Origin of the sequence: Staphylococcus piscifermentans (assembly GCF_900186985.1) — a bacterium.
GTDB classification, from domain to species: domain Bacteria; phylum Bacillota; class Bacilli; order Staphylococcales; family Staphylococcaceae; genus Staphylococcus; species Staphylococcus piscifermentans.
The window spans coordinates 1,755,642-1,773,169 of sequence record NZ_LT906447.1 but is presented as its reverse complement, the minus strand read 5'-3'; the positions used below and the strand labels follow the sequence as shown (position 1 = coordinate 1,773,169).

Genomic DNA, 17,528 nt, shown 5'->3' with positions numbered 1-17,528 from the left:
TTTAAGATAGTATTCACCCCTAGCTGAAAATTATATCCAGCTAGGGGTGTTTGCTTATTATGAAGCTGAAACTAAAAGTAATCAAAACGAGATTTTTGTTTTCAGTCATTTAATTAGCGCTATTTATACCCTCTTGAGCTTACACGAAATTATAAAAAATTAATATTTTTGAGTTGTGATTTCCCCGGTTTAATTATGAGTAGAACAGTAGGTTTTAGGAGATTAATAGTACGCTAAGTCCTTTATTTTCAGTAATATACATGAATTTAACAAAGTAAAATCAAATAAGAAATAATGAATACATATAAGCTAGAACATTAAAATATAAATTATATTTCATATACAATCGTTCAAAATAATATTATAATAGAAGTGTAATAGGAATATACTAGTATCGGAGGACACCATATGAAAAAAATGGACTTTTTGCCAAACTTAAGAAATAAATACTCTATTAGAAGATTTACTGTAGGTACCGCATCTATTCTAATTGGATCTTTATTATTCTTAAGTCATAACGGCGAAGCCAAAGCAGCAGAGAATATAAACGATAATACCGTTGTAGAGGCTTCTATTGATACTAGTGCTTCTCAACAAGCACTAGTAGAAGATAACAACACGCCACAAGAAAAAACAGCCGAGGTTCTTCAACAGCAAACTGATGACAAAGTACAAACGCAAAATGGAGTAGAGGAAGTTGACAATTCTGCGCAACCAGCAAAAGAAGTTGAACAAGAGACAACTATTCAACCAACAGTTGAAAAGGATAAAGAAACAGAACAAATAACTGCACAGAAAGAGGATTCTGTTCAACCTCAAAAAACAGAAAATTCAAAAGAGTCAGTTGCTGAAATAGCAGATAAAGCAACAGAAACAACTTCAACTGAAGCTGAATCGCTGAAAGAAGAAGCAAAAGTTGAAAAGACTCAAACGCCTGTAGTAGAAAGCAAAGAAACAAAAGAAGTAGCGCCTGAAGCAGCCACTCAAACTACACAATCATCAACTGAACCGATAGTAGAAAAACCTGTTGTAGCCCCATCAACACCTGCACTTTCTCCACAACAAAAAGTTGAAAAAGTAAAAGAAGACTTAAGTAAAGACTATGATAATGCCGCAGTTGACGAAGTACTTGCAACAATCGATGTAAGTGACTTAACACCAGAACAACTCAAATCAGAAGTTTTAAGAATTTTAATTGAACAAGCTGCAGCTGAAAAAGACTTATTAAGTCCTCAAGCTACTTTGCCAAGAGGTAAAGAGGAGTCTACAGGTTATGCAACAAGAAGCTTTGATATTAATGTCACTGCAGATCAAGAAGTTGAAGTTAATAAAAACAACTTCGATGAATATTTCAAAGAAAACAATGCTGCCACATACGATTCAAATAGTAGTATTGCAACTTTAACTCAAAATCAAGCAAACAATAATGGTGCAATTTCTTTAGATATCAAATTAAATATGAGTAAAGATTTCCATTTTACAGGAGCAGTAAATCTTGGTGACAAATATGAAGGACATCCTAAAGATGGGGTTTCTGGCGGAGATGGCGTTGCAATTATTCTTAGCCCTGAAAAACCTCATGAATTAGGTCTGCTCGGTTCGGGCTTCGGTATAGGAAACTTACCTTGGGCTTTTGGATTTAAATTAGATACTTCTGTTAACACTGCATTCGATAACACTAGTAAAGCATATACAGATCCAGATAAATTTATAGGGCAAGGAGCTTTTGGTGCTTTCATTTATGCTAACAAAGACGGAGAAGTTATTACTGCGTTAGGAAATAATACTCCAGCAGAAGCAGCGTTATTAAATTTCCAACCTAATAATCAATTAATACCGTTAAAAGTTGATTATAGTAGTGCAACAAAAGATATGACAGTTACTTATGGTAATCAGTCATGGACACAAAATCTAGCAACTTATATTACTTCTGCACATAAAGAAGCATTTGCATTTTCTATTGTAGGTTCAACTGGAAGTGCTTATAACTTACAACAAGTTAGATTAGATGAATTCAGATTTACCGCTTCAGCTATTTTAGAAGAATATTTTGTAGATGAAGATACAGAGGAATTAATTGATAAACCTCTTCGTAGAGCTGGTGAGGTCAATGAAGATTTACCTATGCAGGATTATACTGACTATTTAACTGAAAAAGGTTATGAACTTTCAGAAACTGATGATGCTTTAGCACCAGGATATAATGATATCAGAAATGTAGTAACACTATCTAATGATGCTCAATATATCGTATATAAAGTTAAAGATATCGAAGATCCGACAATCGGTGACATTGCAGACGTTACAACTGAACCATTAAAACCAATTATGCCGATTACATTAACTATTAATGATAATAGTCATTATATCGATTCAAAAACAGTAACTGGTTTACCAGAAGGTTTAACTTTTAACGAGACAACAAATCAAATTACGGGTATTCCGACAAAACCAGGAACTGCAACAGTTGAAGTAACAGCTTCTGATGCAGCAGGATTATCTACTACAAAATCGTTCACATTTACAGTATCTGGTGCACAGGCTCCTACAATAACGCCGGTTTCAAACCAAACAAGCGAAGCTTATTCACCAATCACGCCAATCACAATTAATGCTAATGATAGTTCAAATTCAACACCGACTCTAACAGTGGCAGGTTTACCGACAGGTCTATCATTTGATCCAACAACAAAACAAATTACAGGCAGTCCTACAAGTGAAGGATCTTTTGAAGTTACTATTACAGCAACAGATTCATCGAATAATGCAAGTACTTCAAAATTTGATATTATTATTCAACCTAATTCAGCTCTTAACGCATTGAAGGCAACTTTAGCAGATGCTACAACTGTAATTAAAGATAAATACACTCCGAAAAGTGTAGAAGCATTTGAAACACAGGTAACAGCCGGTAATACGTTAGCGAATCAACCAGAAAATGGTTCAAATACACAATTCACTGATGCTTCAAACGCTATCAAAAATGCTAAAAATGCATTAGTTTTAAGAGCAGATAAAACTGGATTGAACCAATCAATTACAACTGCAGAAGCTATTCAACCATTACAAGCAGGTAATGCATTAGATGATGCATTGAAAACAGCTTTGACTAAAGCTAAAACAGTTCAAGCAGATTTGAATACAGATCAACCAACTGTCGATGCAGCTAAAATTGACTTGGATAATGCAATCAAAGCTAAACAAGCACAAACTGCCCAAGAAGCACAAGAGAAACAAAATGCTTTAGACGAACTAAGAACTGCTTTAACTAAAGCAGGAGGTACTAATACTGCTGGTTATACTACAAGCAGTTCTAATACATTCAATAATGCTGTGACAAATGGTCAAAGTATTTTAGGCACACCTGGAACTAAGACAACAGCAGAAATCAAAGCAGCAACGCAAGCCTTGAAAGATGCACAAGCTGGATTAGTTCCGCAAGCAGATAAAACTGCATTAAACACAGCTATTAACAATGCGTCAGCTTATAATAATTTAAATCCTAATAATCCTGTTGATAAAGCGTTGCAAGATAAATTAGCAGTCGCAAATACAGTTAAAACAAACGGTGATGCTACACCTGATCAAGTTAAAGCTGCAACAGATGATTTAAACAATGCGGTCAAAGCTAAACAAGCTCAAGATAATCAAATTGCACAAGATGCTGCGGCTAAACAAGCAGCGCTTAACGCATTGAATGATGCATTAAATAAAGCTAAAGCATTAGACAAATCAGGTTACACACCAAATTCAGTAACACCATTAACTGAAAAAGAAACTGCAGCTAAAGCTATCGCGGATGCGCCTGAGTCAAAATCAACTGCAGAAATTAATACAGCAACACAAGCCTTGAAAGATGCACAAGCTGGACTAGTACCAAAAGCAGATAAAAACGAATTACAAAAAGCTCTAGATGCAGCCAACTCTATTACTGGTTTAGAACCAACAGATAAAGAAGACAAAGCAGTTCAAGATGCAATTAATACAGCACAAACAGTTAACCAAGATGACAACGCATCACCACAACAAGTAACAGAAGCTACTAAAGCGATAAATGATGCTGTCTCAGCAAAAGCCCACCAAGATGCATTAGATAACTTAAATAAAGCATTAGATCAAGCTGGTAAAGTTGATAAAGCGGATTACACTGCTGATTCTTTAAAACCATTTAATAAAGCTGCAGAATCTGGTAAAACAACTGCCGGAGACAACACTTCTACGGTTGAGGCATTAAATAAAGCGGCTAAAAATGTTAATGATGCGCTTGCACAACTGGTACCAAATAAAACGAAATTAGACACTGCTATTACTAATGCGAAAGCGTTAGCACCTTTAACAGATTCAAATGCTGATCAGTTATTGAAAAATGCTTTAAATACAGCGGAAACAGTGAAAAATAATCCGAATGCGACTCCTGCTGAGATTAAAACAGCAACAACAAATCTTGAAAATGAAATTAATAATAAAAAAGAAGCAGATGCTATCAATACTTTAAAATCAGCAGTAACAAAAGCTAATGGATATAACGAAGCACAATATACACCAAATACGTTTGGACCATTAAAAACTGCGTTAACTGCTGGACAAAATATCTTAGATAATCCAACTACTGCTGATACGCAAGCAACACTTGCTAAAGCAAATGAAATTGAACAATTAGCAGGCGCATTGAAAGAAAGAGCAGATAAAACTGAACTTGGAAAAGTTTTAGATAAAGCTATTGCTTATGGAAACTTAAATCCAAATGATGCTGAAGATAAAGCTTTGCAAGATGCAGTTGCAACTGGTCAAAGAATAGATGGCGATGGTAACGCAACAACAGAAGAAGTTGTGGATACTGTTAAAGCAATCAATGATGCGATTAATGCAAAAGACCATCAAGATGCTTTAGATGAATTGAATAAAGTAATTGCAGATGCTAAAACGGTCCATAAAGAAGACTACAAACCAAATACAGTGACACCTTTAGAAGATGCGGTTAAAGCAGCTGAAACAACTAAAGCAGACGCATCTAAATCAGTTGAAGAATTAAAAGCAGCAGCTAAAACTATTACTGATGCTAAAAATGCATTACAAACCAAAGCGAATAAAACAGAACTTGATAAATCTGTGACAATAGCTGAAAATACAGGTATTCTGGATGAAAATGATAAAGAAGATAAAGCTGTGAAAGATGCATTAGACAAAGCAAAAACAGTACAAGCTGATCAAAATGCGACGCAAGAAGCGGTAAACACAGCTAAAACAGAATTAGATAATGCAGTTAATGCTAAGAACGTTCAAGATACTAAAGACGCGCAAACCAAACAAGAAGCTTTAGATGCTTTGAAAGCAGAACTTACTAAAGTTAAAGCATTAGATAAAACAGTTTATACTCCAAATACTGTTGCTACTTTAACTGAAAAAGAAACTGCGGGTAATGAAATTGCTGCAGCACCTAGCACTAAAACAACTGCAGAAATCAATACAGCCACACAAGCGTTGAAAGATGCGCAAACTGCACTTATTCAAAAAGCAGATAAAACAGAATTACAAAAAGCATTAGATAAAGCAAATACGTTAACTGATTTATCAGCAACTGACAAAGAAGACAAAGCTGTGCAAGATGCTGTAACAGCAGCCAATAGAGTAAAATCTGATGATAATGCGACAGTTGAACAAGTTACAAATGCAACTAAAGCAATCACAGATGCAGTTGCTGCGAAAGAACATCAAGATGCTTTAGATGAGTTAAATAAAGCTATCACTGAATCAAATACAGTTCAAAAAGCTGATTATAAACCAAAAACAGTAACAACATTAGAAACAGCAGTAACAGCAGGTGAAACTGCTAAAAATGATGCAACTAAAACTGTGGATGAATTGAAAGCAGCTACAAAAGCCATTATAGATGCTAAAAATGCATTAGAACCAAAAGCAGATAAAACAGAATTGCAAAAAGCTCTAGATAAAGCAAAAACATTAGGTGAACTTGTTGCGACAGATAAAGAAGATAGAGAAGTACAAGAAGCTGTAACTGTAGGTAATACAGTGAATGAAGACGATAATGCTCCTGCTGAACTAGTAGCTGACACTACAAAATCAATCAATAAAGCAATTGCTGAGAAAGTACATCAAGATGCTTTAGACGCTTTACAAAAAGCGATTGATGATGCAAACACAGTTCAAAAAGAAAATTATAAACCAAATACTGTGGCACCTTTTGAAACAGCAGTAACAAGTGGTAAAACTGTTAAAGACGATGCAACTAAAACAGTTGAAGAGTTAAATGCAGCTACAAAAGCCATTATAGATGCCAAAAATGCATTAGAAGTAAAAGCAGATAAAACAGAACTTGATAAATCTGTGGAAACAGCTGAAAAATTAGGTAAACTTGATGCAAACGATGTGGAAGATAAAGCAGTGCAAGAAGCTTTAGATAAAGCTAAAATTGTACAAGCAGATCACAATACTTCTCAAGAAACAGTAAATACAGCTAAAACTGAATTAGATAATGCAGTAAATGCTAAAAAAGCGCAGGATACTAAAGAAGCTGTTGAAAAACAATATGCTTTAGATGCATTAAAAGCAGAACTTAAAAAAGTTCAAGCAATTAATAAAGAGCTTTACACAACAAACAGTGTGAAAGAATTAACAAATTCTGAAGTATCTGGTCAAGATGTAGTTACAAATGCGACTAATAAAACAACTCAAGAAATTGAAACTGCTACAAAAGCATTGAAAACTGCACAAGCAAACTTAGTTTCAAAAGCAGATAAAACAGAATTGCAAAAAGCACTTAATAAAGCGAAAACATTAGGTGATTTAGTTGCAACTGACAAAGAAGATAAAGCAGTACAAGATGCGGTTGCGGCAGGAAAATCTGTAAATGAAAATAACAATGCAACAACTGAACAAGTATCTAATGCTACAAAAGCTATCAATAATGCAATTACTGCGAAAGAACATCAAGATGCTTTAGATGAGTTAAATAAAGCTATCAAAGAAGCAAACGCAGTGACTAAAGATAACTATAAACCGAATACAATCAAATCTTTAGAAGAAGCTGTTAAAGCTGGTGAAACAACTCGTGAAGATACTTCTAAGTCTGTCGCAGAGTTGAAAGCAGCAGCTAAGACTATCACTGAAGCTCAAAATAAACTTGAAGTTAAAGCTAATAAAGCGACATTAAATAAAGTAGTTAAATCTGCAAAAACTTTAGAACTTAATCCAAGTGATAAAGAAGATAAATCAGTTCAAGAGGCATTAAATACGGCTAAAAAAGTTCAAGCAGATCAAAATGTATCACAAGAAACAGTTGATAAAGCAACAACTGAACTTGAAAAAGCAGTCCAAAATAAAACTATTCAAGACAAAGCTGATAAAGTGAATAATGCTTTGAGCGTATTGAAAAAAGAACTTGAAAAAGCAGGTTCAATTGATAAGTACGCTTATACGCCGAACAGTGTAGAACCATTGACAAAAGCTGAAACATCAGGCCGTACAATAGTTAATAATTCTACTGGCAAAACAGTTGAAGAAATTACTAAAGCGACTCGCAATTTGAAAGCAGCTCAAAAACACTTAGTAGAAAAAGCGGACAAAGTTGAACTCGACAAAGTCATCGATACAGCAGAAAACACAGCCTTGAATCCGAATGATAAAGAAGATAAAGCAGTGAAAGACGCTTTAGACAAAGCGATAACAGTTCAAGAAAACTTCAATGCAACGCAAAAAGAAGTTAACAAAGCACAATCTGACTTGGCTAAAGCACTTAAAGTGAAAGCGACTCAAGACAAAGCTGATAAAGTGAATACTGCTTTAAGCGTATTGAAAAAAGAACTTGAAAAAGCAGGTTCAATTGATAAATATGCTTATACGCCGAATAGTGTGGAACCATTGACAAAAGCCGAAACAGCAGGCCGTACAATAGTTAATAATTCTACTGGCAAAACAGTTGAAGAAATTACTAAAGCGACTCGTGAATTGAAAGCTGCACAAAAACACTTAGTAGAAAAAGCGGACAAAGTTGAACTCGACAAAGTCATCGATACAGCAGAAAATACAGCCTTGAATCCGAATGATAAAGAAGATAAAGCAGTGAAAGACGCTTTAGACAAAGCGATAACAGTTCAAGAAAACTTCAATGCAACGCAAAAAGAAGTTAACAAAGCACAATCTGACTTGGCTAAAGCACTTAAAGTAAAAGCGACTCAAGACAAAGCTGATAAAGAAAAAGCGGATAAAGTTAATAAAGCATTAAAAGCTTTGAAAGCACAACTTGAAAAAGCTAAGTCTGTCGAAAAACACAACTTTACACCAAGTAGTGTAGAACCATTAACAAAAGCTAAAGAAACAGGTAAATCTATAGTTGATAATCCTAAAGGCAAAACAGTTGAAGAAATCACTAAAGCTACACATGCTGTGGAAAATGCATTATCATGCTTGAAAGTGAAAGCAAATAAAGCAGAACTTGAAAAAGCAATTACAAACGCAGAGAGCATCAATTCGTACGACCCTGGCGATAAAGAAGACGCCGGAGTATTAGAAGCATTATCAAATGCTAAGGAAGTAAATGCTGATGCTAACGCTTCACAAGCAGCAGTAGATACAGCTAAAGAAGCATTGAACAAGGCAGTTGAAGTGAAAGCAGCTCAAGATAAAGCAGATCAAAATAAATCTGAAGCCTTGAAAGAATTGCAAAAAGCTATTGATAAAGCTACATCAACACCAACTTCTAATTGCACTAAACAATCGGTTGACGAATTAGAAAAAGCTGTCGAAACTGGTAAGTCAATTGTTAAAGATTCAGATGAAGCTTTACTTAAAGAAATCCAAAAAGCTACTGAAGCTATCAATAATGCAATTGAAAATCTAGAAGTGGAAAAATCAACTGTATTACCAACTGGTAAAACAAAAACAGAGGTACAAACAAAATCACACGTTGAAAAATCTGTAACTCAACCAGCAAGCAAAACAAATGTTAAGCATAAACAACAAGCAACTAAAGAAGCTACAAAAGAAAAAGCAAAAGCTTTACCAAACACAGGTCAAGAATTAACTTCTATGGATCCTAAATATGCTTCATTGATGTTTGCAATCGGTGGATTAATGATGTTCTTCAGAAAACGCAAAAATGAAGATAAAGATAACACTGAAAAATAGTAAGAGTTTCTTTATTGTAAGAGGCTAACTCATCAATGCAGCTTCAAGAAGAAACCGGTGAAAATCTTAGAGATTTTCACCGGTTTTTCCATTTATTAAATTAATAAAAACTATTTTTTTAAATTCTCTATATCGATTATTTTTATCGTATCTTTCTCTAATGATTGATTACGGGCTGCTCGACGTAATTGGTAGTATTCAGAAATAGTATGGCCTCTTAGTGTCCATAAACGTAAATGATGATATAGATTTAACGCGTGTTTTTGTAATTTTTCAACGGAAGCCTTTTCAAATAATCCTTGAGCCTTCCAATCCTCTACTGTATCCTTGATATCACTTTCAAAAGGCAAAGTTTTAATGCTAGGTATAATAAGCTCTTCAATTACCAATAACTTTATTAAAGTTTTAGGGTTTTTCTCAAATTCTTTTGGTATATGGATGTGTCTTTTAAAGAAAGTAAGGCTATCTTGAATTTCGAATTGATTTATATAGGAAGATTGGGAGTTGTGGTAAATAAGTTCATCAAGTGTGTCTGGGATATAGTAAGGGATATCATGATATATATTGCTTAACATAGAATACGCATCTTCAAGTATAGGTTTGACAAAATAGCCTTCTGTTAAACTACCTCCAATATCTTTATAGAAAAAGTTAATCTCTCTTTTAATTTCAAAAATATTTTTAGGTTGATCAAAGTATTTATCATGAATTATTTTTACGATTTTCAAAGGAAGAAATCCATATAATTGAAGTAAAGCTTCGTAAAATTGAAATTTTTCATTTTCCATTTCATTCATGCTGGAAAATAGATCTTCATATAAATAATCGTTACATAAAGCTTCTATCAATATTTTTTCATCATCTTCATTAAGTTGATTATCGATTAAAGAGTATAAAAGTTCTTCTTCTTTATCTGCAGACATTAAGGTAGAAGAAAAATTAAGAACAGAATTTTTCAATATATCTGAAGGATTGATGTTTTTATCTTTGAAGAATGCTTTTAGATGATTAAAAACATCTATAGGTAAATACAAAATCTCATATGTGCTATTTTTAAAGAGCATAAAAGTCGCTAAGGAGCGGTTTTCTTCAGTAGCACCCAAATAACTGTTTCTATCTTCTAGTATCATGAGAGAAAATAAGATTCTGATAGAAGGAATAAGTTCGAAGAGTTTTTCTAACATGTAATAATCTTTCAATACTTCATTTGCAATCAGCTGGCATTGTTCTGCGATATTTATGTGATTTGAGAGATCAATTTTAAGCAACATACAAATAAAAGCAAGCTCTTTGGAATCAAAGTTATTGTTCAAACAATCGACTAGTGTAATATTTTCGTATTTTCTTCTATGAGTTTCTGCCAGTGCATAATGACCGACATTCTTATAAATATTGGTGCTTACGTCACGAAGAAAAGAATATTCTTGATTAAGAATAAGTTGATTATAATCATTTACAAATGGCGGAGAAATAAAGTAGCGATTCTTTCCAATAGGTATAAGATAAGCGGATTGATTTAATACAGTAAGTTGGTTGAAAGTTTCACGGTTTATGCGTAGGAACGGTATGCCGGTGATTAAAACATTTTCAATCACCATTTTTTCTTCAGTATTCAATAGTTCATATAGTTTAGCAAATAACTCTTTGTATGTGCTATCGGAAGGTAAGGGATTTCTGTAGCCGTGCGTGATTTGATTGATGAAGTTTAATAAGTAATGTTGAGAATTAAAGTGAGTTTGTTCCAAAGTGGTACCTCTTTTCTAGTTGTTTATATAATATATTTTGTTGAAGTAATTGGAAAATAAAAATGTGAGCAATAAGTGTTGAAAGAGACTTGATTACTGCAGTGTTTTTGAGAGTTTTTATTCGAAGTGAATACCTTGCTGAATGGTTAGAGAGAGTAACATAACCATCCATAAAGTTATCCTAGCATCGCACCATAAAAGTTTTGGTTTGATAAACTTATTATAATTTGTCGAGGAGAATTTGTATAGTAGATTTTGTACAATTATAAAACTTAAATATGTATTATTTGGAGAACTTTAACTTTATAAGTGTAAAAAATAAAGAAACTCTCGAAGTGCTGCACGCGCACCTCGAGAGTTTCTTTATAATTATTTTCTTCTTAACCAACGGCACCAGAGTATACCTGCTAATATACCGATAATGGTCATGAGTAGTAACGGTTTAATAAAAGGTTGTTCATATTTTAATAAGATATGTGTTTGGCCTTTTTTAACAGGTATCACACTCATGATACCATTACCTTGTTTGACGTTATATTTCTTACCGTCGATTTCTGCGTATAATCCGTTACGATAGGCTGTTGGGAGAACTAAATTACCTTGTGCAGCTTTAGGTTTAGTAATTTCCAAGCCGCTGTTTACTTTTTTAACTTTAACTGGAGTAACTTCTTTGGCAGCTTTTTCAAGCGTATGATAGTTTTCGCCGTATATTCCTTTTACTGACAAACGATATTTTCCTTTTGGAAGTTGAACCTTAAGATCAGGTGAAGCTTTAACTCTCATCGTAACAGGGCTTACAAAGCGTCTATATTTGTAATCAGATGGATTGCGTTTTTGCTGGTATTCATTGACTTTTACATAATGTTCGCCAAAAGGTGCTTCTTTTTCGATATCCATTTCAACGTACATATCTTTATACTGACCAGACACTGATTGGGGAAGCTGTAAAGTCATACCGCCATGATTTTTTGTAACTTTAATGTGATTTTTATCAATACGTTCAGCATGGTTCAACTTGGATGATGCGTCCTTTAAAAGGTTAGGATTTGCTTTGAACTTAGAATTTCCTTTTTGCTTTCCATCCCATACTACACCTTGCAACATCGCTTGTTCTTTATCTAACGGAGATTTCAAATCACTCATATTATAAGTTTTAGTCGTAATATGTGCACTTGGATAGTGAAGTTGGTTAGATGAATGTAAGAAATCGCCGTCTTTTCCATCTTTGACTTTATCTTGCAATTTAAAGCCATATGGCATATTCATATCTGAACCCATTTTAAAGCGGTCTGTTACATTCCATAAAGCCATCAAATTTGCACGATTATTAAATAAACGATACGTACTATTTTTGTCGACAGGCATGTTAATTTGCATCGTTTTGTCGTAGTACTTCAATATTTTTCCATCAAAAATACTAGAATAAAGCGAAATACCATTATATCCATAAATAAGCGGAGAATTTAATCCGAAAATACTCATATAGTCAATACGCATTAAATCGTTATTATTTTTCTTTTGAATCTCTTTAATTATTTTATTGAGTGGGTGACTGAAGTAATCGTATTTAGTAACTTGTTTACGATCAGTTTGGTATTGGAATAAGATATTATTATTATAATCCCAAGCTAACCAGAGTTGTTGAAAGGCAATTAGTGCAACTAAAGCAGCTTTAATCCATAAGTATTGTCGGCCTTTAAATAATAGAACAATCGCAACTAATACGATAAATATTAAAACTGTACTCATCCACCAGTGCCATTTACCTTGCATAAAGTGGTGAGAGTAAAGAAAAATCGCGATAGCTGGCAAGCTGGCTAGCAACAAAGAGCGCAGTGATAACTCAGCCAGATGCTGAATCATGAGTGCCACGATGATAGCTGCACTCATTGCTAAAATATATACCCAACGTCTTTGCGGTATTGACATACCATTAAAAAAGCTGTCAAAGCCATTAGTAAATGAACCAATTAAAAAAATCCAAGACATAATAGCGAATAAGCGATAATAGTAATGGTTATAAAGTTTAAATTGCAACAGTGCGATAATCACTAATAAAGATAAGACGATATGAAAGCCGGACAAAAATGTTTGCTTTTGCGTATCAAATAAATTTACTAAAAATGGATAATCTATAGGGTTTTGTTGGCGATCATTATGTAAAAATGAACTGATTCCTGTGAAAAATCCCCAACTGCCGATAAAGGCACTAATAACTACCGTAATAATAGATGTATAAATCTTAGCTGCTCGAGACATGATATCAGCTTTATAAACAAAGATAATTCTATAAATACAATATGCGCTGATAATAATAGTCTCATAATAACTGAAATAAAAATTAGACATCAACGTTAGAGTTAACCCTAAAATCAGTACGCCGGCTTTACGTTCTCGAAATAACTTCTCTACTCCAAGTAAAGTAATAGGGAAGTAAATCATGACGTCACCATAAAATGACCATGTAAAATTAAAGTAGAACATCACATTAGAAGCTGCGTATAAGATACTAGCAATCGTTGCTGTATAACGTTTCAAATGATAGTAACGCATTAAGTAATAAGCTGCAATATAAGTTAAACAAGCTTTGAAAATAGCAAAGAATAATTGATTACCTGGCCAAAATTCAATCGTATGCGGATTCATTTGCAGGACATGTTCTACTATCCAAACGAAAAAGAAATTAAGATAGGTTAAGGGCGAAGTTGAATAGTAATAAGCTAAATCCGTTATATAATCTCCGCCTAAACCAAATGAAATATCGTAAAAGCTGGATAAACTCGTAATGTGATTATATAAATACATTTGAAACGGCATCATTTGTCTAAAGCCGTCGCCTTCACCGCTGTAAATCAAATCGTGACGAAAGACCGAATTAAATGCTGGAAGGAAAAAAATCAGCATGAGTATAACACTCACGGCACTAATTTTTAGGAAACGCAAAACTTGGTAACTAAAGAATGACTTCATCTATAGTCGCTCCTGAAATTAATTTGTTGTATGTATAATTATTATAACTAATTATTCGATATACCCATTTTAAAGTAAATATTAACTTATTTTCATCTATAAAGTACTATTCCAACATTAAAAAAGTGTTAACATAACAATATAGTATCGAAATATTTGTCAAATTTTTGTGAATACAGTTAATCAAGAATGATTAAGATTTCTATGGGTATACTATCATAGAGGGATTTTAAGGAGGTAACTAATAATATGGTTGAAGTAAAAAATGAAGCTGGAATAACTAAAATTGCAGACAATGTAGATAGAGTGGCAGCACTTGAATTTTCATTTGTAGATGATCTGCTTGCTTTAGGAATTAAACCAGCGGCTATTGCTGATGACGGCAGTAAAGAAAACCTGTTTGAAGCGATGAGAGATAAAGTTGGGGACTATATCTCAGTCGGGCATAGAAGTAATCCTGATTTAGAAAGAATTAAAGATGCAGAACCTCAACTCATTATCGCAGATGGTCAGCGTCATCACGAAATTTATAGAGATTTACAAAAGATTGCACCAACAATTTTATTAGAAAGTTTTGAAGGTGATTATAAAGAGAGCTTGAAAATCTTCGAAACGATTGGAAAAGCAATCTCTAAAGAGCAGTTAGCTAAACGCTATGTGGCAATTTTCCAACAAAAAATTAATCAACTTGATGAGAAGGTTTCAATTGATACTAATTTATCAACTTTAGCAGCAGTAGTCACAGATGATTACATTGTTGGACACGATGCAAATAGTTTCGTCGGCCAATTTTTAAAACGTTTAGGCTTTAAATCTGCTATTACACAAGCAGATTCAAACAAATATCCTGAATACAAGGATGGACCTTACCTCAAGGTAACAGACGAGCAATTATTAGAATTGAATCCTGAACGCTTAATTCTAATGGTTGATAAAGAAGATGAAGAGGCGCTTGAAAAATTACGCCAATCAGAAGTGTATAATACGATTAATGCTAAGAAAAATAATCGAATTCATATTGTAAACCGTGAGTTATGGGCAAAAACACGCGGTATTATGGCTGCTGAATTTATTATTGATGAAATCGTCAATTTTAAAGAAGACTGAATATGAATAAGCAAGGTTAAATGAACCATAGAGCTGGAGAGGTTGATCAAACTTCTTCGGCTTTTATTTTTTCTGAAAAAGGTTAAATTATAACTTCAAAAGGGTATTTTAATAATATTAAATTAAAACATACTGTGGGGCGATTGAAATGGAATACGAAATTAAACACTTAGATACAACTCAGGTGATAGGTATATTAAGTAAATATGCCACGATGCAAGATGCACAGCAAGGATTGCCGCAAGCTTGGTCAAATTTTAACGCGTCTGATAAACCTGAAACGTTAAAAGCTATTAGCAATGATAAACTGCAAGGTTTTTTAGGTATTGTAATTCCTACTGAAAATGGAATGAATTATTTAATTGCGGTAACTTCAGATAAAAAATCTGCTGCTGGACTATATCCTTATACTCTGCCTGAAGGAAATTATATAGTAGCTGATGCGATAGGACCATTACCATACACGCTTCAGAAAACAACGGAGCGGCTTTATAATCCCGATGTATTATCTGATTTAGGTTATCAATATCGCAATGCCCCTGGTATTGAACTTTATCCGCATGGAAATACAGACGCTGATGATTATGTGGCACAAGTATGGGTGCCAATTGAAAATTAAAAGGTAAGAATAGAAAAGATGTTTCTTCGATAAGAGACATCTTTTTTGTTCGAAAAGAAAGTTTTAATAAGCGTGGAAGCTGTCTTGTATGGTATTTTTGCGGATTTTTAATTTTTTTCAACAAAATAGAAGTATAGTATAATTAAGAGAATCTGAAAGGATCAATAAAGTAATACTGAAAGGTGATGAAAAATGGTTATTCAATGGTATCCAGGACACATGGCGAAAGCTAAACGTGAAGTGTCAGAACAACTTAAGAAAGTGGATGTAGTGTTTGAATTAGTAGACGCACGTATTCCATATAGTTCGCGTAACCCGATGATTGATGAAGTCATTCAAAATAAACCAAGAGTGGTTATTTTAAATAAAAAAGATATGGCTAATTTAAGTGAAATTGCAAAATGGGAAGAATACTTCAGAAGCAAAGGCTATTATCCCGTAGCTGTAGATGCTAAGCATGGCAAAGGACTTAAACAAGTAGAACAAGCAGCAATTGAAGCGACAAAAGAAAAGTTCGAACGTGATAAAGCTAAAGGTTTAAAACCGCGTGCCATTCGTGCCATGATTGTCGGTATTCCTAACGTCGGCAAGTCAACGTTAATTAATAAATTAGCGAACAGAGCGATTGCAAAGACAGGCAATACACCTGGTGTTACGAAACAGCAGCAATGGATTAAAGTAGGGAAATCCTTACAGTTATTAGACACACCAGGAATTCTTTGGCCGAAATTCGAAGATCAGACAGTGGGAAAAAAATTAAGCCTGACAGGCGCAATTAAAGATAGTATTGTGCATCTAGACGATGTCGCTATTTATGGTTTGGATTTCTTCAAAGCACATGATTTAGCAGCCTTGCAACAGCATTTCAATGTGGATTTGGATGCCGAAGCGGAAAACTTAGAATGGTTTGATGCGATTGGGCGCAGAAGAGGGGCGTTGCAACGCGGTAATGAAGTAGATTATGAAACAGTAATTGATTTAATTATAAATGATATGCGTAATGGTAAATTAGGCACACATAGTTTTGATATTTATAAAGAAATGGCAGACGAGATTAAATAATGAGCTATTCTATTAAAGAAGTAAAAGAATTATTAAATGATATTCAAGATTTACAAACATTAGAAGCATCCGAATGGAATCAAGATGAACGTAAGGGTGTGCAGCAGGCTATATCTCGTCGTAAGAAACAGCTGGAGAAAGAAGCGGCTATGATTGCACATTATAAAGAGATGACGCAATATGAAGCGGCTATATTACAGGAACAATCTGACGCAGTGATTTGCGGTATTGATGAAGTCGGACGCGGACCATTAGCAGGGCCGGTAGTAGCTTGTGCAGTCATTTTGAACGCTGATCATGCCTATTATGGATTGGATGACTCTAAAAAGGTAAGTGCAGCGAAGCGTCAGACATTAGCGGAAGCCTTAATTGAAGGGACTGCCGCTTATGCATATGGCAAAGCAAGTCCAGAAGAAATTGATGATTTAAATATTTATCAAGCAACACAAGTGGCGATGATGCGTGCCATAGAAAATTTAGCAATTCCACCAACACATTTATTAATAGATGCAATGGAATTACCGTTAGATATTACTCAGTCATCGATTATTAAAGGAGATGCCAAAAGCGTATCGATAGCGGCAGCAAGTATCTTAGCTAAAGAGCACAGAGATGCATATATGCACCAACTTGCTGAACAGTATCCTGGTTATGATTTTGAGCACAATGTAGGATATGGCACAAAGGCACATTTGGAAGGTATTCAACAATTTGGTGTGATACCCGAACATAGAAAATCCTTTGAACCAATCAAATCGATAGTTCAACAGAAAAAAGATAATTTCTAGGAAAATGTTGAGCAACGTTGTGTAATATACTATCTATGATGAAATCTGTGTCAAATAGTAACAAACTCTTTTGGCGCAAGGTTTCAGGCTTTA

7 protein-coding genes are annotated in these 17,528 nt (G+C 34.1%); 5 read left to right on the top strand and 2 right to left on the bottom strand.

Annotation, left to right across the window (positions count from 1 at the left end):
- Positions 1 to 408 precede the first annotated feature (408 nt).
- On the top strand, positions 409 to 9,144 hold the full coding sequence (locus CKV71_RS08240) for a lectin-like domain-containing protein (RefSeq protein WP_095105672.1): 8,736 nt from the start codon (positions 409 to 411) through the stop codon (positions 9,142 to 9,144).
- A gap of 110 nt (positions 9,145 to 9,254) precedes the next feature.
- Here the strand turns inward: CKV71_RS08240 and CKV71_RS08235 are convergent, their stop codons facing one another.
- Together CKV71_RS08235 and CKV71_RS08230 are read right to left on the bottom strand one after the other, a co-directional pair.
- Positions 9,255 to 10,889 (bottom strand): hypothetical protein, encoded by a 1,635-nt coding sequence (locus CKV71_RS08235; protein WP_095105671.1) that lies wholly within the window; start codon positions 10,887 to 10,889, stop codon positions 9,255 to 9,257.
- 369 nt (positions 10,890 to 11,258) lie between these two features.
- Positions 11,259 to 13,859, bottom strand: coding sequence for a YfhO family protein (locus tag CKV71_RS08230; protein WP_095105669.1), 2,601 nt, complete (start codon positions 13,857 to 13,859; stop codon positions 11,259 to 11,261).
- 249 nt (positions 13,860 to 14,108) lie between these two features.
- Between CKV71_RS08230 and CKV71_RS08225 the strand changes: the two genes are divergently transcribed.
- The 4 genes from CKV71_RS08225 to CKV71_RS08210 all read left to right on the top strand — a co-directional run bounded on the left by CKV71_RS08225 (position 14,109) and on the right by CKV71_RS08210 (position 17,435).
- Positions 14,109 to 14,966, top strand: a complete 858-nt coding sequence (locus CKV71_RS08225; RefSeq protein WP_095105667.1) for an ABC transporter substrate-binding protein — start codon at positions 14,109 to 14,111, stop codon at positions 14,964 to 14,966.
- A 148-nt stretch (positions 14,967 to 15,114) separates the two neighbouring features.
- On the top strand, positions 15,115 to 15,585 hold the full coding sequence (locus tag CKV71_RS08220; protein ID WP_095105665.1) for a GyrI-like domain-containing protein: 471 nt from the start codon (positions 15,115 to 15,117) through the stop codon (positions 15,583 to 15,585).
- A 192-nt stretch (positions 15,586 to 15,777) separates the two neighbouring features.
- Positions 15,778 to 16,647, top strand: coding sequence for a ribosome biogenesis GTPase YlqF (ylqF, locus tag CKV71_RS08215; RefSeq protein WP_095105663.1), 870 nt, complete (start codon positions 15,778 to 15,780; stop codon positions 16,645 to 16,647).
- On the top strand, positions 16,647 to 17,435 hold the full coding sequence (locus tag CKV71_RS08210; protein ID WP_095105661.1) for a ribonuclease HII: 789 nt from the start codon (positions 16,647 to 16,649) through the stop codon (positions 17,433 to 17,435). Before ylqF ends, CKV71_RS08210 begins: the two co-directional genes overlap by 1 nt.
- Positions 17,436 to 17,528 lie beyond the last annotated feature (93 nt).